The following is a 20418-nucleotide window of genomic DNA, read 5'->3' on the forward strand; positions in this document are numbered from 1 at the left end:
ACATGGTGGGGTAGTGCGGACGCATATGCACCCGTTGACAGGCACGTTTCTGCAAGGCCATTGAGCGTCAAATTCCTTGGAATGCAAGGGTGTTGACCCATTCAGTTGCAGTACTTGACGTGTCGGAGCGCACAGGCCTGCCAAGTGGTCGATGTTTCGAAGAGGTCTCAACTCACCTGCACGGGTGATGCGCGCTACGGCGTGAGCCACCGGCGCGTAGATATATGTGCAGCACGCCCCCCGATTCACCCCCTTCATACGATGATGCCCCTGATGCCAGTGAGGCAGATGGGGTTCGTCCGGCACACACGGAGGCCGCACGAGGAGGTGTGCGCAGTTACTGCCGGGCCATACGCAGCCGCGCCGAATCCTCATAAGGTGAGAAGCATTGGAAGCCGGCGGCAGTCAGGGCTGCCGGTGGTCGCGAGGAGGACTGCGGTGAGCGAGACGAGCCCGAAGCTGCGCGCCGAGCTGGAGGGGATCCCCACCTACAAGCCGGGCAAGCCGGCCGCGGCCGGCGGCCCCGTGGCCTACAAGCTGTCCTCCAACGAGAACCCCTATCCGCCGCTGCCCGGCGTGATGGAGGCCGTGACGGCGGCGGCCTCGTCCTTCAACCGCTACCCGGACCTGGCCTGCACGGACCTGATGAACGAGCTGTCCGACCGGTTCGGCGTCCCTGTCTCGCATCTGGCCACCGGCACCGGCTCGGTCGGTGTCGCCCAGCAGTTGATCCAGGCCACCAGCGGCCCCGGTGACGAGGTGATCTATGCGTGGCGCTCCTTCGAGGCGTACCCGATCATCACGCAGATCAGCGGTGCGACGTCCGTGCAGGTACCGCTGACGCCGGGCGCGGTGCACGACCTGGACGCGATGGCGGACGCGATCACGGACCGGACCCGTCTGGTCATCGTCTGCAACCCCAACAACCCCACGGGCACCGTCGTCCGACGGGCCGAGCTCGAGCGCTTCCTCGACCGGGTGCCGAGCGACGTGGTCGTCGTGCTCGACGAGGCGTACCGCGAGTTCATCCGCGACCCCGAGGTGCCGGACGGTGTCGAGCTGTACCGGAACCGGCCCAACGTCTGTGTCCTGCGGACGTTCTCGAAGGCGTACGGGCTGGCCGGCCTGCGCGTCGGCTTCGCCATCGCCCACGAGCCGGTCGCGGCTGCGCTGCGCAAGACGGCCGTGCCGTTCGGGGTGAGCCGGATTGCCCAGGAGGCGGCGATCGCCTCGCTGCGCGCCGAGGACGAGCTGTTCGGACGGGTCGGTTCGCTGGTCGGCGAGCGCAACCGCGTGGTCGACGGGCTGCGCGGCCAGGGCTGGACGCTGCCCGAGTCCCAGGCCAACTTCGTGTGGCTGCCGCTGGGGGAGCGCGCGGTCGCCTTCACGGAGGCGTGTGAGGCGGCAGGTGTGATCGTACGGCCGTTTCCCGGCGAGGGTGTGCGGGTGACGGTCGGGGAGACCGAGGCGAACGACATCCTCCTGAAGGTGACGGAAGGGTTCCGCAAGGAGTTCTAGGCGGTCGCCGACGGCGTGGAACGGGCTCGTGAGGCGGCTCTCGCCGCTTCGCGAGCCCGGTGTAGGTCCGTGGGGGACCCCCCTTCGAGGCATCGAAAGACAGTGCGCCATAATTGCTTGTGAATGTGAACGCGTTCACAAGCGCCCCCACGGCGACGTAAGGAGAGACGACGTGGACTTGGCTTTGGCGCCGGAGACGCTGGCGCGCTGGCAGTTCGGCATCACCACCGTCTACCACTTCCTGTTCGTCCCCCTGACGATCTCGCTCGCTGCCCTCACGGCCGGCCTGCAGACCGCGTGGGTGCGTACGGAGAAGGAGAAGTACCTCAAGGCGACCAAGTTCTGGGGCAAGCTCTTCCTGATCAACATCGCGATGGGTGTCGTCACCGGCATCGTGCAGGAGTTCCAGTTCGGCATGAACTGGTCCGACTACTCGCGCTTCGTCGGCGATGTCTTCGGTGCTCCCCTCGCCTTCGAGGCCCTGATCGCCTTCTTCTTCGAGTCCACCTTCATCGGGCTGTGGATCTTCGGCTGGGACAAGCTGCCGAAGAAGATCCACCTGGCCTGCATCTGGATGGTCTCGATCGGCACGCTTCTGTCGGCGTACTTCATCCTCGCGGCGAACTCCTGGATGCAGCACCCGGTCGGCTACCGGATCAACGAGGAGAAGGGCCGCGCCGAGCTCACCGACTTCTGGCTGGTCCTCACCCAGAACACGACGCTCAACCAGGTCTTCCACAGCTTCTCGGCCGCCTTCCTGACGGGTGGCGCCTTCATGGTGGGCATCGCCGCCTTCCACCTGATGCGCAAGAAGCACATCCCGGTGATGCGGACGTCGCTCCGGCTCGGCCTGGTCACCCTGGCGGTCGGCGGTCTGTTCACCGCGGTCAGCGGGGACACCCTCGGCAAGGTCATGTACGAGCAGCAGCCGATGAAGATGGCCGCCGCCGAGGCCCTGTGGGAGGGCGAGAGCCCGGCGCCGTTCTCCGTCTTCGCGTACGGGGACGTCGACAAGGGGCACAACAAGGTCGCCCTGGAGATACCCGGGCTGCTGTCCTTCCTCGCCCACAGCGACTTCGAGTCGTATGTGCCCGGCATCCACGACACCAACAAGGCCCTGCAGGAGAAGTTCGGGCCGGGTGACTACAAGCCCATCGTCCCCGTCGCCTACTGGGGCTTCCGGTGGATGATCGGCTTCGGCATGGCGTCCCTCTCCCTGGGCCTGCTGGGGCTGTGGCTCACGCGGAAGAAGTTCCTGCTGCCGGCCGCCCTGCGGACCGGGGAGGACGAGATGCCGCATCTGGTGCTGCTGAGGAAGCCACTCGGGTCGAGGCTCAGCCGGCTGTACTGGCTGCTTGCGCTCTGGACGATGGCGTTTCCGCTGATCGCCAACGCCTGGGGCTGGATCTTCACCGAGATGGGCCGTCAGCCGTGGGTCGTCTACGGCCTGTTCCAGACCCGCGACGCGGTCTCCCCCGGTGTCTCCACGGGCGAAGTGCTCACCTCGATGATCGTCTTCACGACGCTCTACGCGATCCTCGCCGTGATCGAGGTCAGGCTGCTCGCGAAGTACGTCAAGGCCGGCCCGCCCGAGCTGACCGAGGCCGACCTCAACCCGCCCACGAAGATCGGCGGCGACTCCCGTGACGCCGACAAGCCGATGGCCTTCTCGTACTAGGCCGAGGGAGCTGCACAGTCATGGAACTGCACGACGTCTGGTTCGTCCTGATCGCCGTCCTGTGGATCGGCTACTTCTTCCTCGAGGGCTTCGACTTCGGGGTCGGCGTCCTCACCAAGCTGCTCGCCCGCAACCGGTCCGAGAAGCGGGTGCTGATCAACACGATCGGGCCGGTCTGGGACGGCAACGAGGTGTGGTTGATCTCGGCCGGCGGCGCGACCTTCGCCGCCTTTCCGGAGTGGTACGCCACGCTCTTCTCGGGCTTCTACCTGCCATTGCTGCTCATCCTGGTCTGCTTGATCGTCCGGGGTGTCGCCTTCGAGTACCGGCACAAGCGACCCGAGGAGAACTGGCAGCGCAACTGGGAGAACGCGATCTTCTGGTGCTCGCTCATCCCGGCGTTCCTGTGGGGCGTGGCCTTCGGCAACATCGTTCGCGGCGTGAAGATCGACCAGAACTTCGAGTACGTCGGAAACCTCTGGGACCTGCTCAACCCGTACGCGCTTCTCGGTGGCCTCGTGACGCTGACGCTGTTCACCTTCCACGGTGCGGTGTTCACGGCACTCAAGACCGTCGGGGAGATTCGGGAGCGGGCACGGAAGCTGGCGCTCCAGGTCGGTCTGCTCACGGCCGGGCTGGCCCTGGTCTTCCTGCTCTGGACCCAGGCCGACAGCGGGGACGGCAAGAGCCTTGTCGCGATGATCGTGGCGGTCGCCGCCCTGGTCGTGGCGCTGGTGGCGAACCAGGCCGGGCGTGAGGGCTGGGCGTTCGCGCTGTCCGGCGTCACCGTCGTGGCCGCCGTCGCGATGCTCTTCCTGTCGCTCTTCCCCGACGTCATGCCCTCTTCGCTCAATGAGGAGTGGAGTCTCACGGTCACCAACGCCTCGTCGACCCCGTACACCCTGAAGATCATGACCTGGTGTGCCGGGATCGCTGCGCCGCTCGTCGTGCTGTACCAGTCGTGGACCTACTGGGTGTTCCGCAAGCGGATCGGAACACAGCACATCGCCGCGGATGCTGCCGCTGGATCCGCACACTGAGTCCGAGAGAGGCATGTTTCACGTGAAACATGCCTCTTCAGGCCCCTTCAAGCTTCTTGAGAAGAGGGTGTGTTTCACGTGAAACCGATCGACCCGCGACTGCTCCGATACGCCCGCGCCACCCGGTTCTTCCTGATGGCGGTCGTCGGCCTGGGTGCCGTCGGTGCCGGGTTGGTCATCGCGCAGGCGATGCTGATCGCCGAGACGGTGGTCGGTGCGTTCCAGCACGGGATGTCCGTCGCCGAACTGCGCACTCCCCTGCTGCTGTTGGTGGCCGTCGCCGGTGGCCGCGCGCTGGTCTCCTGGCTCACGGAGCTCGCCGCACACCGGGCGAGCGCGGCGGTGAAGTCGGAGCTTCGGAGGCGGCTGCTGGAGCGCTCCGCCCAACTGGGGCCGGGATGGCTGAGCGGGCAGCGCACCGGATCGCTGGTCGCCCTCGCCACGCGCGGAGTCGACGCCCTCGACGACTACTTTTCGCGCTATCTGCCGCAGTTGGGGCTCGCGGTGGTCGTTCCCGTGGCGGTGCTCGCCCGGATCGTCACCGAGGACTGGGTCTCCGCCGCCATCATCGTCGGCACGCTGCCGCTCATCCCCGTTTTCATGATGCTGATCGGCTGGGCCACCGAGTCCCGGATGGACCGTCAGTGGCGGCTGCTGTCCCGGTTGTCGGGGCACTTCCTGGATGTGGTCGCCGGGCTTCCGACCCTGAAGGTGTTCGGAAGGGCCAAGGCGCAGGCCGAGTCGATCCGGCGTATCACCGGCGAGTACCGGCAGGCGACGATGCGAACGCTGCGGATCGCGTTCCTGTCGTCGTTCGCGCTGGAGCTGCTCGCCACGATCTCGGTCGCGCTGGTCGCCGTGACCATCGGCATGCGGCTCGTGCACGGCGACATGGACCTGTACATCGGCCTGGTCATCCTGATCCTCGCGCCGGAGGCGTATCTGCCGTTGCGGCAGGTGGGCGCGCAGTACCACGCGGCGGCCGAGGGGCTGGCCGCGGCCGAGGAGATCTTCTCGGTTCTGGAGACTCCGGTACCGGCGTCGGGAACCAGGGCCGTGCCGACGGGCGCGGTGGCCTTCGAAGGCGTGACGGTCCGGTATCCGGGCCGCACCGCCGAGGCCGTGTCCGATGCGACCTTCACCGTCGAGCCCGGGGAGACCGTCGCGCTCGTCGGGCCGAGCGGCGTGGGCAAGTCGACACTGCTGAACGTACTGCTGGGGTTTGTGCGGCCGACCGAGGGCCGGGTGCGGATCGGGGGAGTCGATCTCACCGAGGCCGACCTGGAGCAGTGGCGGTCGCGCATCGCGTGGGTGCCGCAGCGGCCGCACCTGTACGCCGGGACGATCGCCGAGAACGTACGACTCGCCCGTCCCGACGCGGACGACGCAGCCGTACGGCAGGCGCTTCAGGACGCGGGAGCGCTCACGTTCGTGGACGCCCTCCCCCAGGGTGTCGAGACCGTGCTGGGCGAGGACGGGGCCGGGCTGTCCGCCGGGCAGCGGCAGCGGCTCGCGCTGGCGCGGGCCTTCCTCGCCGACCGGCCTGTGCTGCTGCTCGACGAACCGACCGCCGCGCTCGACGGAGCGACCGAGGCCGAGGTGGTCGAGGCGGTGCGGCGACTGGCGGCAGGCCGGACCGTTCTGCTGGTGGTGCACCGGCCGGCGCTGCTGGAGGTGGCGGACCGGGTGGTGCGGCTCGAGGAGCCCGCCCTCGCCTCACGCGTGGAAACCGGGCCCCGGGCGTCCACGGCGCGTCCGATCGAGTCCGCCCCGGCACCCGAGGCCGCGCAGGAGGAACCCGCGTCCGAACCCGCGGCGCACAGCGGCGGCGTCCTCGCCCGCGTCCGGGCCATGTCCGGGGCCCGGCGCGGCCGGCTCGGACTCGCCCTTCTGCTCGGCAGCCTCGCGCTGGGCAGCGCCGTCGGACTGATGGCCACGTCCGGATGGCTCATCTCCCGGGCCTCGCAGCACCCGCCCGTGCTGTATCTGATGGTCGCCGTGACGGCCACGCGGGCCTTCGGAATCGGTCGGGCGGTGTTCCGGTACGCGGAGCGGCTCGTATCGCACGACGCCGTGCTGCGGATGCTGGCCGACACCCGGGTCGCCGTGTACCGCCGACTGGAGCGGCTCGCGCCCGCCGGGCTGCGCCGGGCCCGACGGGGCGACCTGCTGTCGCGGCTCGTGTCCGATGTGGACGCCCTGCAGGACTACTGGCTGCGGTGGCTGCTCCCGGCCGGCGCAGCGGTCGCCGTCTCCGCGGCCTCCGTCGGCTTCACCGCCTGGCTGCTGCCCGAGGCCGGGGCGGTGCTCGCCGTCGGGCTGCTCGCGGCCGGGGCCGGTGTCCCGCTGGTCACCGGTGCCGTGGCGCGGCGGGCGGAGCGCAGGCTGGCCCCCGCCCGAGGGGTGCTCGCGACCCGCGTGGCCGACCTGCTCACCGGCACCGCGGAGCTCACCGTCGCCGGGGCGCTGCCCGCCCGTACCGCCGAGACCCGGCGGGCCGACGCGACACTCACCCGGATCGCCTCGCGCGCCGCCACCGCCACCGCTCTGGGCGACGGACTCACCGCGCTGATCTCCGGCCTGACCGTCGCCGGAGCCGCCCTGGTGGGCGTTCAGGCGGTCGCCGACGCACGGCTGAGCGGCGTGGCACTGGCCGTGGTCGTCCTCACCCCGCTGGCCGCCTTCGAGGCCGTGCTCGGGATGCCGCTCGCCGTGCAGTTCCGGCAGCGGGTGTGCAGGAGCGCCGAGCGTGTCCACGAGGTGCTGGACGCCCCCGAGCCGGTACGCGAACCGGAGCAGCCCCGGCAGGCGCCCGTGTCGCCGTTCCCGCTCGTCCTCAAGGGCCTGGCCGCCCGGCACGCGGGACAGGACCAGGACGCACTCGCCGGGTTCGACCTGACGCTCGACAAGGGGCGCCGCATCGCGGTGGTCGGCCCGTCCGGGGCCGGCAAGACGACGCTGGCGCAGGTACTGCTGCGGTTCCTGGACGCGCACGCAGGCTCGTACACGCTGGCCGGCGTGGACGCGTACGCCCTGGACAGCGACGACGTACGGCGGCTGGTCGGACTGTGCGCGCAGGACGCGCACCTCTTCGACAGCTCGGTGCGGGAGAACCTGCTCCTCGCGAAGCGGGACGCGACCGAGGGCGAGCTGCGTGACGCGCTCACGCGGGCCCGGCTGCTCGACTGGGCCGACGCACTGCCCGACGGCCTCGACACGCTGGTCGGTGAGTACGGAGCGCGGCTGTCCGGCGGGCAGCGGCAGCGGCTCGCGCTGGCCCGGGCGCTGCTGGCGGACTTCCCCGTCCTCGTCCTCGACGAGCCCGCCGAGCACCTCGACCTGCCGACGGCGGACGCGCTCACCGCCGATCTGCTGGCCGCCACCGAGGGCCGTACGACGCTGCTCATCACACACCGGCTGGCCGGGCTGGAGACCGTGGACGAAGTGATCGTGCTCGACGAGGGGCGGGTGGTGCAGCGCGGTTCCTACGCGGAGCTGGTCGCCGTGGACGGGCCGCTGCGGGCGATGGCGAAGCGGGAGGCGCAGTCCGAGCTGACCGAAGCAGCGTCGATCCTGTAGCCATTCGCCATATTTGCGCTGCTCCATCCGTAGGCGTTTGCGCGCCATGCGTACGACTGGAACGGGATCGGGCTGCCCGCGCGGGCCACGATCGCTGTCATGCGTTCATCTCGCCGCTGTCCGCTGCTTGTTTCGGTGCTGCTCTGCGCGTTCGCGTTGCTCGCGGCCCGGCCCGCCGAGGAGTCCCGGCACAGCCCGGAGGACGGCCGCGGGGACGTCGGCGTCGGCACCGAGGTGGCGCAGCTGTACGAGGACACGGCCGTGGCCACGCAGCAGTACGAGGAGGGGCGGCGCGAGGCGAGGGTGCAGCGGGCACGGGCCCGGCGGCTCGAAGGGCTCCTCGACCGTGAGCGGCGGGAGATCGCAGTGCTGCGCGAGGACCTGGGCCGGCTTGCGCGCGCCCAGTACCGCACCGGCGGGGACCTTCCCCTCACCGCGCGCATGATCCTCGCGGACGACCCGGAAAAACTGATGGAGCGTGAGCATGCCGTGAGGAAGGCGGATCTCGTCGTCGACAACGCGATCGACAAGAGCCGCCGCGCGGAGACCCGGCTCGCGGCGGACGAGGCGAGGGCTGCGGCGGCGTGGCAGGACCTGGAGAAACGGAACGCTGAGCTGGCCAAGCTGAAGAAGAGCATCGAGCAGAAGCTCGAAGAGGCGCGGTGGCGGCTGCAGGGGCAGGCGAACGCCTCCGCCAGGGCGGGCGCCTGTCGTGGTGCGGTGCGGCTCGACCAGCCGAAGGATTCCTTCACACGCGACTGGGTCGCGCCGCTGAAGACGTACGTGCTGTCCGCCGGGTTCGGCACGGGTGGTGCGCGATGGGCGAACCGGCACACGGGGCAGGATTTCGCGGTGCCGATCGGTACGCCGGTGCGGGCGGTCGGCGCGGGCAGGGTGATGAGGGTGTCGTGCGGGGGCGCCTTCGGGATCGAGATCGTGATCGAGCATCCAGGCGGCTACTACACGCAGTACGCGCATCTCGCCTCGGTCGCCGTCGACCAAGGGGATCGTGTGCTGCCGGGGCAGTGGATCGGGCAGTCGGGCACCACCGGCAACTCGACCGGCCCGCACCTGCACTTCGAGGTGCGGGTCGCCCCCGAACTGGGTGCAGGGGTGGATCCGGTGCGGTGGCTGGCTGCACGGGGTGTGGAACTGTGACCCGGTGGAGGCACCGCCGGGGATGCCGGCGGTGCGGGACGGCTACTGCACCCGCTCCGCCAGCAGCTCCTCGATCACGACCGCGACCCCGTCCTCGTTGTTCGCGACCGTCCGCCCCGAGGCCGCGGCAATCACGTCCGGGTGCGCGTTGCCCATGGCGTACGACTGGCCCGCCCAGGTGAGCATCTCGACGTCGTTGGGCATGTCACCGAAGGCGACGACCTCCTCGTGCGAGATGCCGCGCTCGGCACAGCACAAGGCGAGTGTGCTGGCCTTGGAGACACCCGGCCCACTGATCTCCAGCAGGGCGCTGGGACTGGAGCGGGTGACGTTGGCGCGATCGCCGATGGCGAGCCGGGCGAGGGTGAGGAAGGCGTCCGGGTCGATCTCGGGGTGATAGGCGAGGATCTTGAGCACCGGCTCGTCGGCGCCGGGCGCGTCGGGCGCCAGGAGCTGCTCGGCCGGAGCGAGCATGTCCGGCGTCTCCATGTGCAGCTTCGGATAGGCGGGTTCCTGGTAGAAGCCGTACGTCTGCTCGACGGCGTACACCGTGCCCGGGGCCGCGTCGCGCAGCAGCCGTACGGCGTCCAGGGCGTTCTCCCGGGCAAGCTCCCGGACCTTCACGAACCGATGGGTGCCGGGGCCGCCGTGCAGGTCCACCACCGCGGCACCGTTGCCGCAGATCGCCAGGCCATGACCATGGACATGGTCACTGACGACGTCCATCCAGCGGGCCGGGCGGCCGGTGACGAAGAAGACCTCGATGCCCGCGTCCTCGGCGGCCGCGAGGGCGGCGACCGTGCGCGGCGACACCGACTTGTCGTCCCGCAGCAGCGTGCCGTCGAGGTCGGTGGCGATCAGCCGGGGCGGAACCATGGGGGAGGCCGGGGTCTCGGGCTGTCGAGTCGCTGAGGTCACCGCGCCATTCTCGCGCATATGCCCGCACCGGCGTGCAGGAGTCCGCACAGGTGAGTGGATACCGCCCTCACCTGTGCCGTTGCGATCGGCGGACTCAGCCCAGCTGAGCCAGTGCCTCCATGGCGATCTGCTCGAAGACCTTGTCCTCCGCGGCGAAGTCGGAGTCGGGGACGGGCCAGTGGATCACGATCTCGGTGAAGCCCAGTTCCTGATGCCGTCCCGCAAAGTCCACGAACGCGTCGAGGGACTGCAACGGCCGGCCACGGTCCGGAGTGAAACCGGTGAGCAGGATCTTGTCCATCGCCGAGGCGTCGCGGCCGATCTCGGCGCATGCGGCGGCGAGATTCTCGGCCTGCCTGCGAATGGCCTGAACCGACTGCTCGGGGGTGCCGTTCTCGTACAGCTTGGGATCGCCGGTGGTCACCCACGCCTGCCCGTAGCGCGCCGCGAGCCGCAGCCCGCGCGGGCCGGTGGCGGCCACCGCGAAGGGCAGCCGGGGGCGCTGCACACAGCCCGGGATGTTGCGTGCCTCGTGCGCCGAGTAGAAGTTGCCCTCGTACGACACCGCGTCCTCGGTCAGCAGCCGGTCCAGCAGCGGCACGAACTCGCCGAACCGGTCGGCACGCTCCCGCGGGGTCCAGGCCTCCTGCCCCAGGGCCGTGGCGTCGTAGCCGGTACCGCCCGCGCCGATGCCGAGCGTGATCCGCCCGCCGGAGATGTCGTCCAGGGAGATCAGCTCCTTGGCGAGGGTCACCGGGTGGCGGAAGTTCGGTGAGGTGACCAGGGTGCCCAGGCGCAGCCGGTCGGTGACGGCTGCGGCGGCGGTCAGCGTCGGCACGGCACCGAACCACGGGCCGTCCCGGAAGCTGCGCCAGGACAGGTGGTCGTAGGTGAAGGCGCCGTGGAAGCCGAGCTGCTCCGCGCGCTGCCACGTCGCACGGCCTCCCTCGTGCCAGCGGCGGTACGGGAGGATCACGGTGCTCAGGCGCAAGGTCATGCCCTCGAGCCTAAGCGGCCCGAGCTGTTTCACGTGAAACAGCTCAACGTACGCGGCTGCTCAGCCGCGGGGTGAGCGTGATCATCGGGATCCACTGATGGCCCGTACCACCGATCCTGCGAGGTTCAGTGCGACTCAGGAAAGCGCAGGTACTGCGGGGGGACGGCCTGCGTCAGCCACACCCCGTTCGCGCTGACCCTGAAGATGTGGCCGTCCCGGTGCATCGCGCCGGCGTCCACCGACAGCACGACGGGACGGCCACGGCGGGCGCCGACCCGGGTCGCGGTCTCGCGGTCGGCCGAGAGGTGCACGTCGTGGCGGTTCATGGGCCGGAGTCCGTCGGCGCGGATCGCGTCCAGGCTGCCGGCCACCGTGCCGTGGTAGAGGTACGACGGCGGGGTCGCCGGGGGCAGTCCGAGGTCCACCTCGACGCTGTGCCCCTGGCTGGCGCGGATCCGCGTGCCCTCGATCGCGAAGCGCTTCTTGTCGTTGGTGGCGACCACGTGGTCGAGTTCCTCCCGGGTGAACCGGAAGCCGTGCGCGGCGGCCGCCGCGATCAGCGTGTCGATCTCGACCCAGCCACCCTCGTCGAGCGTGAGCCCGATCCGCTCGGGCTGGTGGCGCAGATGCTTCGAGAGGTACTTCGACACCTTCACGGTGCGTCTTTCATCCATCCCACCAGCGTGCCGGGCGAGACGTGGATCACGCACATTGTTTTGCTCGAGAGGTTTGATCCACAAGCATGGTGAGTTTTCCACAGGGAAAGGGGCGCTCCTGTGGACAACCGGCCCGGAACTCTCACAGGGTGTGGGCGCCTCGTGCCCGGCTCCCGCTCACAACGGCGGCTCCACCCGTGCGATCCTCCGCAACGCCCGAGGCATGAACCGGGCGAGCAGATGGGCGCCGCGTGCCTCGGGCGTCACCGGAACGACCGCCTCGTTGCGGACCACCGCCCGCAGGACGGCGTCGGCGACCTTCTCCGGCGGGTAGTTCCGCAGCCCGTACAGGCGCGCGGACCTCTTCTGGCGCCGCTTCTCCTCCTCCGCGTCCACGCCCACGAACCGAGCCGTGGACGTGATGCCGGTGTTGACGAAGCCGGGGCATATCGCCGTGACGCCGATGTCCTGACCGGCGAGTTCGGCGCGCAGGCACTCGCTCAGCATCAGCACGGCGGCCTTGGAGGTGCTGTACGCGGGCAGCGCCCTGGAGGGCTGGTACGCCGCCGCCGAGGCGACGTTGACGATGTGGCCGCCCTGCCCGCGCGCGGCCATCTGCCGGCCGAACAGCCGGCAGCCGTGGATCACGCCCCACAGATTGACGTCGAGGACCTTGCGCCAGTCCTCCGGTGTGGTGTCGAGGAAGGGGCCGGCCAGCCCGATTCCGGCGTTGTTCACCAGGACGTCCACCACGCCGTACTCGGTCGCGGCCTTCTCCGCGAGTTTCTCCATGGCCTGCTCGTCGGAGACGTCGACGGTCTCCGCCCAGGCCGCCGGAGCCCCGATCAGGCGGGAGTTCTCCGCCGTGCGGGCCGCCCCCTCCGCGTCCCGGTCGACGGCGATCACACGCGCGCCGGCCTCGGCGAACGCCAACGCCGTGGCCCGCCCGATGCCGCTGCCCGCGCCCGTGACCAGGACGAGCTGACCGCCGAAGCGGTCGGCGTACCGTCCGGTCGCCTCGGTCACCGGCCTGCCCGACTCGTTCGCCAGCACGAACTCCTCGATCCAGGCGGCCAGCTGATCGGGGCGCGTGCGCGGGATCCAGTGCTTGGCCGGGAGCGAGCGGCGGGTCAACCGGGGAGCCCACCGTTCCAGTTCGTCGTAGAGCTTCTCGGACAGGAACGCGTCCTTCAGGGGCGTGATGAGCTGTACGGGCGCGTGCGCGTACGCGTCCGGGCGGGGCCTGCGCAGCCGGGCCCGTACGTTGTCCCGGTACAGCCACGCCCCGTGCGCCGCGTCGGTGGGCAGCGACGAGGTCGGGTAGCCGCCGCCGGGGAACTTCTCGACGCGTTCCAGGATGCGCGGCCAGTGTTTGCCGAGGGGGCCTCGCCAGGCCAGTTCGGGCAGCACGGGCGTGTGCAGCAGGTACACGTACCAGGACTTGGCGCCCTGGCTCAGGAGCTGGCCGACGCGGCGCGGGGTCGGGCGCTTGACGCGCCGCTGGATCCAGTGGCCGTAGTGGTCCAGTGAAGGACCGGACATCGAGGTGAAGGACGCGATCCGGCCCTCGGTGCGCCGGACGGTGACGAACTCCCAGGACTGCACCGAGCCCCAGTCGTGCCCCACGAGGTGCACCGGACGGTCCGGGCTGACCGCGTCCGCGACGGCGAGGAAGTCGTCCGTCAGCTTCTCCAGGGTGAAGCCGCCGCGCAGGGGCTGCGGCGCCGTGGACCGGCCGTGGCCCCGCACGTCGTACAGCACGACGTGGAAGCGGCCGGCGAGGCGGACGGCCACCTCGGACCAGACCTCCTTGCTGTCCGGATAGCCGTGCACAAGCACGACCGTCGGCCGCTCCGGGTCCCCCAGCTCGGCCACGCACAGCTCGACCCCGCCCGTACGCACCCGGCGCTCCCGCGCGCCCTTCAGCACCGTCACTTCTCCTCCGCCCAGCGCCTGATGTGCGGCACATTGTCGTTCGGCTGCGGTACGTGCTCGTCACGAGACATCGGCGAATCTGACAGTTGTTAGAGGCTGCGTCAACAGGCGTGGCCGTTCGACCTCAGGGGGACCCTCAGGGTCCCGTACTACTCGAGAGTGACTCCAAGACGGCTCTGCGGTCTGACGACTGGCGTGGTCCGCGTCACTACCGTCTACGACGTGACTGTGATCGCGACCGAAAGCCTGAGCAAGCGGTTCCCCAGGGTGACCGCGCTTGACCGGCTCTCCGTGGACGTCGGGCCCGGTGTGACCGGCCTCGTCGGAGCCAACGGGGCCGGCAAGTCCACACTGATCAAGATCCTGCTGGGTCTGTCCCCCGCCACCGAGGGCCGTGCCGAAGTGCTCGGCCTCGACGTCGCCACCAAGGGCGCCGCCATCCGCGAGCGCGTGGGGTACATGCCGGAGCACGACTGTCTGCCGCCCGACGTCTCGGCCACCGAGTTCGTCGTCCACATGGCGCGCATGTCCGGCCTGCCGCCCACCGCCGCGCGTGAGCGCACCGCGGACACCCTGCGCCATGTCGGCCTGTACGAGGAGCGGTACCGCCCCATCGGCGGCTACTCGACCGGCATGAAGCAGCGCGTGAAGCTCGCGCAGGCCCTGGTCCACGACCCGCAGCTGGTCTTCCTGGACGAGCCGACCAACGGCCTGGACCCGGTCGGCCGCGACGAGATGCTCGGCCTGATCCGCCGCATCCACACCGACTTCGGCATCTCGGTCCTGGTCACCTCCCACCTCCTGGGCGAACTGGAACGCACCTGCGACCACGTCGTCGTCATCGACGGCGGCAAGCTCCTGCGCTCCAGCTCCACCACGGACTTCACCCAGACCACGACGACCCTCGCGATCGAGGTCACCGACACCGACGAACACCCGGACGGCACCCGCGCGGTGCGCGAAGCGCTCCACGCGCGCGGGGTGAGCGTCGACGCCGGCAGCGGCCTGCCCGGCGCCGGACACGTCCTGCTGCTCACCGCGCAGGGCGAGGAGACCTACGACCTGGTCCGGGACACCGTCGCCGACCTCGGTCTCGGCCTGGTCCGCATGGAGCAGCGCCGGCACCACATCTCGGAGGTCTTCACGACCGACACCGACACGGACACCGACGAGCAGCGGAAGGAGGCGGTCGGCCATGGCAGTTGAGCACCCCGTAGCGTCCCCGCCGGGTGACCAGACCCGTATCCACAACATCGGCTACCGCACGTACGACGGCCCGCGCCTGGGCCGCTCCTACGCCCGCCGCTCCCTCTACTCGCAGTCCCTGCGCGGCGCCTACGGCCTCGGCCGCTCGGTGAAGTCCAAGGTGCTGCCGATGCTGCTGTTCGTGGTGATGTGCGTGCCCGCGGCCATCATGGTCGCCGTCGCCGTCGCCACCAAGGCGAACGACCTGCCTGTCGAGTACACCCGCTACGCGATCATCATGCAGGCCGTCATCAGCCTGTACGTCGCCTCGCAGGCACCCCAGTCCGTCTCGCGCGACCTGCGCTTCAAGACCGTGCCGCTGTACTTCTCACGGCCGATCGAGACGGCCGACTACGTCCGCGCGAAGTACGCGGCGCTGGCGTCGGCGATGTTCATCCTCACCGCCGCCCCGCTGCTCGTCCTCTATGTGGGCGCTCTGCTGGCCAAGCTCGACTTCGCCGACCAGACCAAGGGATTCGCACAGGGACTCGTCTCCGTGGCACTGCTCTCGCTGCTCTTCGCCGGTCTCGGCCTGGTCATCGCGGCGGTCACTCCGCGCCGCGGCTTCGGCATCGCGGCCGTGATCGCCGTCCTGACCATCTCCTACGGCGCGGTCTCCACTCTTCAGGCCATCGCCGAGGTGCAGAACAGCAGCGGATCCATTGCGTGGATCGGCCTCTTCTCGCCGATCACGCTCATCGACGGCGTGCAGTCCGCGTTCCTCGGCGCGACCTCGGCGTTCCCCGGAGGCGTCGGCCCGACGAACGGGGAGGGCGTGGTCTACGTCCTCGTCGCCCTCGGCCTGATCGCCGCCTGCTACGGCCTCCTGATGCGCCGCTACCGAAAGGTCGGACTGTGACCACGCTCTCCATCGACCACGTCTCCCGCTGGTTCGGCAACGTGGTCGCCGTCAACGACATCACCATGACGATCGGCCCCGGCGTCACCGGCCTCCTGGGCCCCAACGGCGCCGGAAAGTCCACCCTGATCAACATGATGGGCGGCTTCCTGGCGCCGTCCACCGGCACGGTCACCCTCGACGGCCGGCAGGTGTGGCGCAACGAGTCGATCTACAAGCACATCGGCATCGTCCCCGAGCGCGAGGCGATGTACGACTTCCTCACCGGCCGCGAATTCGTCGTCGCCAACGCCGAGTTGCACGGCCTCGGCGCCACCGCGGCCCAAAAGGCCCTGGCCACCGTCGAGATGGAGTACGCACAGGACCGCAAGATCGCCACGTACTCCAAGGGCATGCGCCAGCGCGTGAAGATGGCGTCCGCGCTGGTCCACGACCCGTCGCTGCTCCTGCTCGACGAGCCGTTCAACGGCATGGACCCACGCCAGCGCATGCAGCTGATGGACCTGCTGCGGCGCATGGGCGACGAGGGCCGCACCGTGCTGTTCTCGTCCCACATCCTCGAAGAGGTCGAGCAACTCGCCTGGCACATCGAGGTCGTCGTCGCCGGACGGCACGCGGCCAGCGGCGACTTCCGCAAGATCCGCCGCCTGATGACCGACCGGCCGCACCGCTACCTGGTGCGTTCCAGCGACGACCGCGCCCTCGCGGCCGCGCTGATCGCCGACCCGTCGACGTCCGGCATCGAAGTCGACCTGACGGAGGGCGCGTTGCGTATCCAGGCCGTCGACTTCGGCCGTTTCACCGCCCTGCTGCCGCGGGTGGCCCGGGACCAGGGCATCCGTCTGCTGACGGTCTCGCCGTCCGACGAGTCCCTCGAGTCCGTGTTCTCGTATCTGGTCGCGGCGTAGGAGGCCGAAGATGTACGACCCCACAGTCGCCCGACTCACCTACCGGGCCCTGCTCGGCCGTCGCCGGGCCCTCATCCTCGGCGCGCTGCCGCTGCTGCTGATCGCCATCTCCGTGGTGGTGCGCGGCCTCGCCGGCGCGGACGACCAGACCGCCGCCGACCTGCTCGGCGGGCTGGCGCTCGCCACGATGGTGCCGATCATCGGCGTCATCGCGGGCACGGGCGCCATCGGGCCGGAGATCGACGACGGCTCGGTGGTGTACCTGCTGTCCAAGCCGGTGAAACGGCCGACGATCATCTTCACCAAGCTGATCGTCGCGATCGCCGTGACCATGGTGTTCTCGGCGGTGCCCACGCTCATCGCGGGCCTGATCCTGAACGGCAACGGCCAGCAGATCGCCGTCGCCTACACGGTGGCCGCGCTGGTCGCCTCCATCGCCTACGCGGCCCTGTTCCTGCTGCTCGGCACGGTGTCCCGGCACGCGGTCGTCTTCGGCCTCGTCTATGCGCTGGTCTGGGAGGCCCTGTTCGGCTCCCTCGTGGCCGGGGCGCGCACGCTGAGCGTCCAGCAGTGGTCGCTGGCGGTGGCCCACCGGGTCGGCGAGGGTGACCTGGTGACCTCGGACGTCGGGCTGCCGACCGCGACGGTGCTGCTGGTGGCGGTCACGGTGCTCGCCACCTGGTACGCCGGCCAGAAGCTGCGGTCGCTGACCCTGGCCGGGGAGGAGTGACCGGGGCCCGGCCGGCGGCTCGGCCTTGACGCGGGCTTCACCTCCGTCCGGGCACACTGGGCAAAGCGGAATGTACGGGGGAAACGCGGCTGGGAGGAACGGGGATGGCAGGGCAGACGCCGGAGAGCGAGGGGCGCGGTCGGTCCTGGAACGAGGCCGGGGACGGCGCCGGCTCCGAGACCTGGGACGACCTCGTCCTGGACGAGGACTTCATACGCACCGCCGAGACGTCCGAGCCGTCCGCGCGGGCCAGGATGCTTGCCGAACGCTGGCGCCGTGAGGAGCCCGAGCCGCAGCCCTGGCGCTCCGACGAGCCGCCTGCGGGGTGGTTCTTCAGCAAGGTGCGTCGGCGCAGGTGGCGCCGCCGGTAGCCACGGTGCGGCCCGCCCTTAATCAGTGGCGCCCAACTCGTCGTACCGGCACAGTGGTTGTGTCCACGACGCCGGATCGAGCCGGCGCCACGTTCTGGGAGAGGAGTTGGGCGATGCCCATGCACGGCAGTGCGCCCAGCTCCCGACAGGGCAGCCCGCGGCGGGCTCCGGAGTAGCCCCAACGCTCCGTCGAGCCCGTCCCGCACGGGGGGCGCCCGGGGCGGCCGCTTCGAGCACGCGGATGCACTGCGTTTGCGTGGGCCGCCTTCCCAGGTGTTGCCTCTTTGAGAGGCACCCTGCGCTGGGGCGGGGCGGGATGCGCAGCTCGGCGCTACGAGGTGCTGCTGCGCCCACCCGTGCCGCCCCAGCGGCACGACTGCCCGCAGCTACGCCGGTTGTTACGCCAGCAACCGCTCCAGCACCACCGCGATGCCGTCCTCCTCGTTCGAGGACGTCACCTCGTCCGCCACCGCCCTCAGTTCCTCATGGGCGTTGGCCATCGCCACCCCCCGGGCCGCCCAGGCGAACATCGGGATGTCGTTGGGCATGTCGCCGAAGGCGATGGTGTCCGCGGCCTTCATGCCCAGGCGGCGGGCGGCCAGTGACAGCCCCGTGGCCTTCGAGAGGCCGAGGGGGAGGAGTTCGACGATGCCCTGGCCGGCCATGGCGACGGTGACGAAGCCGCCAGCGGCCCGGCGGGCCGCCTCGGCGAGTTCGTCGTCCGTCAGCGTCGGATGCTGGATGTAGATCTTGTTCAGCGGGGCGGCCCACAGATCGGACACATCGGTGAACGGAGTGGCCGGAAGGGCGCCCGTGACCGAGTAGCCGGGCCCGACCAGCACCTCGCCGTCCAGCCCGTCGCGGCTGGCCGCCAGATACAGCGGTCCGACCTCCGCCTCGATCTTGGCCAGGGCCACCCCGGCCAGTTGCCGGTCCAGGGTCACTGACGTCAGCAGACGGTGTTCGCCGGCGTCGTAGACCTGCGCGCCCTGCCCGCAGACCGCGAGCCCGTGATAGCCGAGGTCGTCGAGGATGTGCCGGGTCCACGGGACCGCACGGCCGGTGACGACGATGTGCGCGGCGCCCGCCGCGGTGGCCGCGGCGAGCGCGTCCCGGGTGCGCTGCGAGACCGACTCGTCGGAGCGCAGCAGCGTTCCGTCGAGGTCGGTGGCGATGAGGCGGTAGGGGAAACCGGTGGTCACTTGGCCACCGGCTCCAGGACCTCCCGGCCGCCCAGATACGGGCGCAGGACCTCGGGCACGCGGACCGAGCCGTCGGCCTGCTGGTGGTTCTCCAGGATCGCCACGATCGTGCGCGGTACGGCGCACAGTGTGCCGTTGAGCGTGGCCAGCGGCCGCACCTTCTTGTCCTCGCGGACCCGGATCGACAGACGGCGGGACTGGAACTCGGTGCAGTCCGAGGTCGAGGTCAGCTCGCGGTACTTGCCCTGCGTCGGGATCCACGCCTCGCAGTCGAACTTGCGCGAGGCCGAGGCACCGAGGTCACCGGAGGCGACGTCGATGACGCGGTACGGCAGCTCCAGCGACGTCAGCCACTGCTTCTCCCACTCCAGCAGGCGCTGGTGCTCGGCCTGCGAGTCCTCGGGCGCGACGTACGAGAACATCTCGACCTTGTCGAACTGGTGGACGCGGAAGATGCCCCGTGTGTCCTTGCCGTGCGAGCCGGCCTCGCGGCGGAAGCAGGGCGAGAAGCCCGCGTAGCGCAGCGGGAGGCGGTCGGCGTCGAGGATCTCGTCCATGTGGTAGCCGGCGAGCGCCACCTCGGAGGTGCCGACCAGGTACAGGTCGTCGCTGTCCAGGTGGTAGACGTCCTGCGAGGCCTGGCCGAGGAAGCCCGTACCGCCCATGGCCTGCGGGCGGACCAGCGCCGGCGTCAGCATCGGCGTGAAGCCGGCCGCCGTGGCCTGCGCCAGCGCGGCGTTCACCAGGGCCAGCTCCAGCAGCGCGCCGACGCCCGTCAGGAAGTAGAAACGCGAGCCCGAGACCTTCGCGCCGCGCTCGACGTCGATGGCGCCGAGCAGCTGGCCGAGCTCCAGGTGGTCCTTGGGCTCGAAGCCCTCGGCGCCGAAGTCACGGATCGTGCCGTGCGTCTCCAGGGTGACGAAGTCCTCCTCGCCGCCCACGGGGACGTCCGGGTGGACGAGGTTGCCCAGCCGGAGGAGGAGCTCCTGGGTCTCGGCGTCGGCCGCGTCGCGCTCGGCGTCGGCCGTCTTGACGTCGGCGGCGAGCTGGCTCGCCTTCTTCAGCAGCTCGGCCTTCTCGTCCCCGGTGGCCTTGGGGATCAGCTTGCCGAGCGCCTTCTGCTCGGCACGCAGTTCGTCGAAGCGGACGCCGGACGACCTGCGCCGCTCGTCGGCAGACAGGAGAGCGTCGACGAGCGCGACGTCCTCTCCACGGGCGCGCTGGGAGGCGCGCACACGGTCGGGGTCCTCACGGAGCAGGCGAAGGTCAATCACGCGGTCAAGGCTACCGGTGTGGGGTGAGGGCCCACGACTCGCTATTCCGAGATGCGGCTTACGTACAGGTGTGAGTGAATTGTCGTGCTGTCAGTAATGATCTTCGGGTTCCCTTGATCGGGGCATGAGAAGGATGGCCGCTTGACTGGATTTCCTTGATGGGTACGGCACTTGGGGGTTCGGTTGTCCACAGGAATCCACACCCTCCGAAGAGTTATCCACAGGCTGTGTGAAGATCTGTGGATGTCGGAGTTGATCATTCCGAAACTCAGGGATGAAGCTCAGGATTCCAGGGGTGAATGTCACTTACGCCCACTTCCGAGTGGAAATGCTTCGCTCCGAAGGGTGGC

Annotated in this window: 16 protein-coding genes; 10 read left to right on the top strand and 6 right to left on the bottom strand. The window is 70.0% G+C overall.

The genetic code is table 11. The features are described 5' to 3' along the window. The first annotated feature begins 438 nt into the window (after nt 1–438). The 5 genes from hisC (at nt 439) to ACFV7R_RS17365 (ending at nt 8973) form a co-directional block, all read left to right on the top strand. Entirely contained in the window at nt 439–1518 is a 1080-nt protein-coding gene (hisC, locus tag ACFV7R_RS17345; protein ID WP_385264209.1) for a histidinol-phosphate transaminase, read from the top strand. Nucleotides 1519–1690: 172 nt separating this feature from the next. Further along, nucleotides 1691–3196: a cytochrome ubiquinol oxidase subunit I gene (locus ACFV7R_RS17350; protein WP_385264211.1), complete on the top strand. Its 1506-nt coding sequence runs from the start codon at nt 1691–1693 to the stop codon at nt 3194–3196. A gap of 20 nt (nt 3197–3216) precedes the next feature. Then, nucleotides 3217–4236 carry a cytochrome d ubiquinol oxidase subunit II gene (cydB, locus tag ACFV7R_RS17355; protein WP_385264212.1) on the top strand — a complete coding sequence of 340 codons (1020 nt, stop codon included), beginning with the start codon at nt 3217–3219 and terminating at the stop codon, nt 4234–4236. 78 nt (nt 4237–4314) lie between these two features. Further along, nucleotides 4315–7815, top strand: coding sequence for a thiol reductant ABC exporter subunit CydD (gene cydD / locus ACFV7R_RS17360; protein WP_385264214.1), 3501 nt, complete (start codon nt 4315–4317; stop codon nt 7813–7815). 99 nt (nt 7816–7914) lie between these two features. After that, nucleotides 7915–8973 carry a M23 family metallopeptidase gene (locus tag ACFV7R_RS17365; protein WP_385264215.1) on the top strand — a complete coding sequence of 353 codons (1059 nt, stop codon included), beginning with the start codon at nt 7915–7917 and terminating at the stop codon, nt 8971–8973. A gap of 42 nt (nt 8974–9015) precedes the next feature. Here ACFV7R_RS17365 and ACFV7R_RS17370 read toward each other — a convergent pair whose 3' ends face one another. From ACFV7R_RS17370 to ACFV7R_RS17385, 4 genes are all read right to left on the bottom strand, one after another. Continuing rightward, on the bottom strand, nt 9016–9909 hold the full coding sequence (locus ACFV7R_RS17370) for a Cof-type HAD-IIB family hydrolase (protein WP_385264216.1): 894 nt from the start codon (nt 9907–9909) through the stop codon (nt 9016–9018). A gap of 76 nt (nt 9910–9985) precedes the next feature. Then, complete coding sequence (locus ACFV7R_RS17375) at nt 9986–10888, bottom strand: LLM class flavin-dependent oxidoreductase (RefSeq protein WP_385264217.1); 903 nt, start codon at nt 10886–10888, stop codon at nt 9986–9988. A 125-nt stretch (nt 10889–11013) separates the two neighbouring features. Next, a complete protein-coding gene (locus ACFV7R_RS17380) occupies nt 11014–11562 on the bottom strand; it encodes an RNA 2'-phosphotransferase (protein ID WP_385264219.1) in 549 nt (182 codons plus the stop codon). A gap of 159 nt (nt 11563–11721) precedes the next feature. Then, a complete protein-coding gene (locus ACFV7R_RS17385; RefSeq protein ID WP_385264221.1) occupies nt 11722–13479 on the bottom strand; it encodes an SDR family oxidoreductase in 1758 nt (585 codons plus the stop codon). 228 nt (nt 13480–13707) lie between these two features. On the opposite strand from ACFV7R_RS17385, the gene ACFV7R_RS17390 reads away from it, so the two are divergent. The 5 genes from ACFV7R_RS17390 to ACFV7R_RS17410 all read left to right on the top strand — a co-directional run bounded on the left by ACFV7R_RS17390 (nt 13708) and on the right by ACFV7R_RS17410 (nt 17592). Continuing rightward, nucleotides 13708–14685, top strand: coding sequence for an ABC transporter ATP-binding protein (locus tag ACFV7R_RS17390; protein WP_385264427.1), 978 nt, complete (start codon nt 13708–13710; stop codon nt 14683–14685). Further along, nucleotides 14675–15583 carry an ABC transporter permease gene (locus tag ACFV7R_RS17395; protein ID WP_129798782.1) on the top strand — a complete coding sequence of 303 codons (909 nt, stop codon included), beginning with the start codon at nt 14675–14677 and terminating at the stop codon, nt 15581–15583. The genes ACFV7R_RS17390 and ACFV7R_RS17395 overlap by 11 nt, the downstream gene beginning before the upstream one ends. After that, nucleotides 15580–16491 carry an ABC transporter ATP-binding protein gene (locus ACFV7R_RS17400; RefSeq protein ID WP_129798781.1) on the top strand — a complete coding sequence of 304 codons (912 nt, stop codon included), beginning with the start codon at nt 15580–15582 and terminating at the stop codon, nt 16489–16491. The genes ACFV7R_RS17395 and ACFV7R_RS17400 overlap by 4 nt, the downstream gene beginning before the upstream one ends. A gap of 10 nt (nt 16492–16501) precedes the next feature. Then, entirely contained in the window at nt 16502–17221 is a 720-nt protein-coding gene (locus ACFV7R_RS17405) for an ABC transporter permease subunit (RefSeq protein ID WP_129798780.1), read from the top strand. 104 nt (nt 17222–17325) lie between these two features. After that, entirely contained in the window at nt 17326–17592 is a 267-nt protein-coding gene (locus ACFV7R_RS17410; RefSeq protein ID WP_385264223.1) for a hypothetical protein, read from the top strand. A 398-nt stretch (nt 17593–17990) separates the two neighbouring features. Here ACFV7R_RS17410 and ACFV7R_RS17415 read toward each other — a convergent pair whose 3' ends face one another. Both ACFV7R_RS17415 and serS read right to left on the bottom strand, forming a co-directional pair. After that, complete coding sequence (locus ACFV7R_RS17415) at nt 17991–18794, bottom strand: HAD family hydrolase (protein ID WP_385264224.1); 804 nt, start codon at nt 18792–18794, stop codon at nt 17991–17993. Continuing rightward, nucleotides 18791–20068 (bottom strand): serine--tRNA ligase, encoded by a 1278-nt coding sequence (gene serS / locus ACFV7R_RS17420; protein ID WP_385264226.1) that lies wholly within the window; start codon nt 20066–20068, stop codon nt 18791–18793. The genes ACFV7R_RS17415 and serS overlap by 4 nt, the downstream gene beginning before the upstream one ends. Nucleotides 20069–20418 lie beyond the last annotated feature (350 nt).

The organism is Streptomyces sp. NPDC059866 (genome assembly GCF_042731325.1).
Lineage (GTDB): Bacteria > Actinomycetota > Actinomycetes > Streptomycetales > Streptomycetaceae > Streptomyces > Streptomyces flavusporus.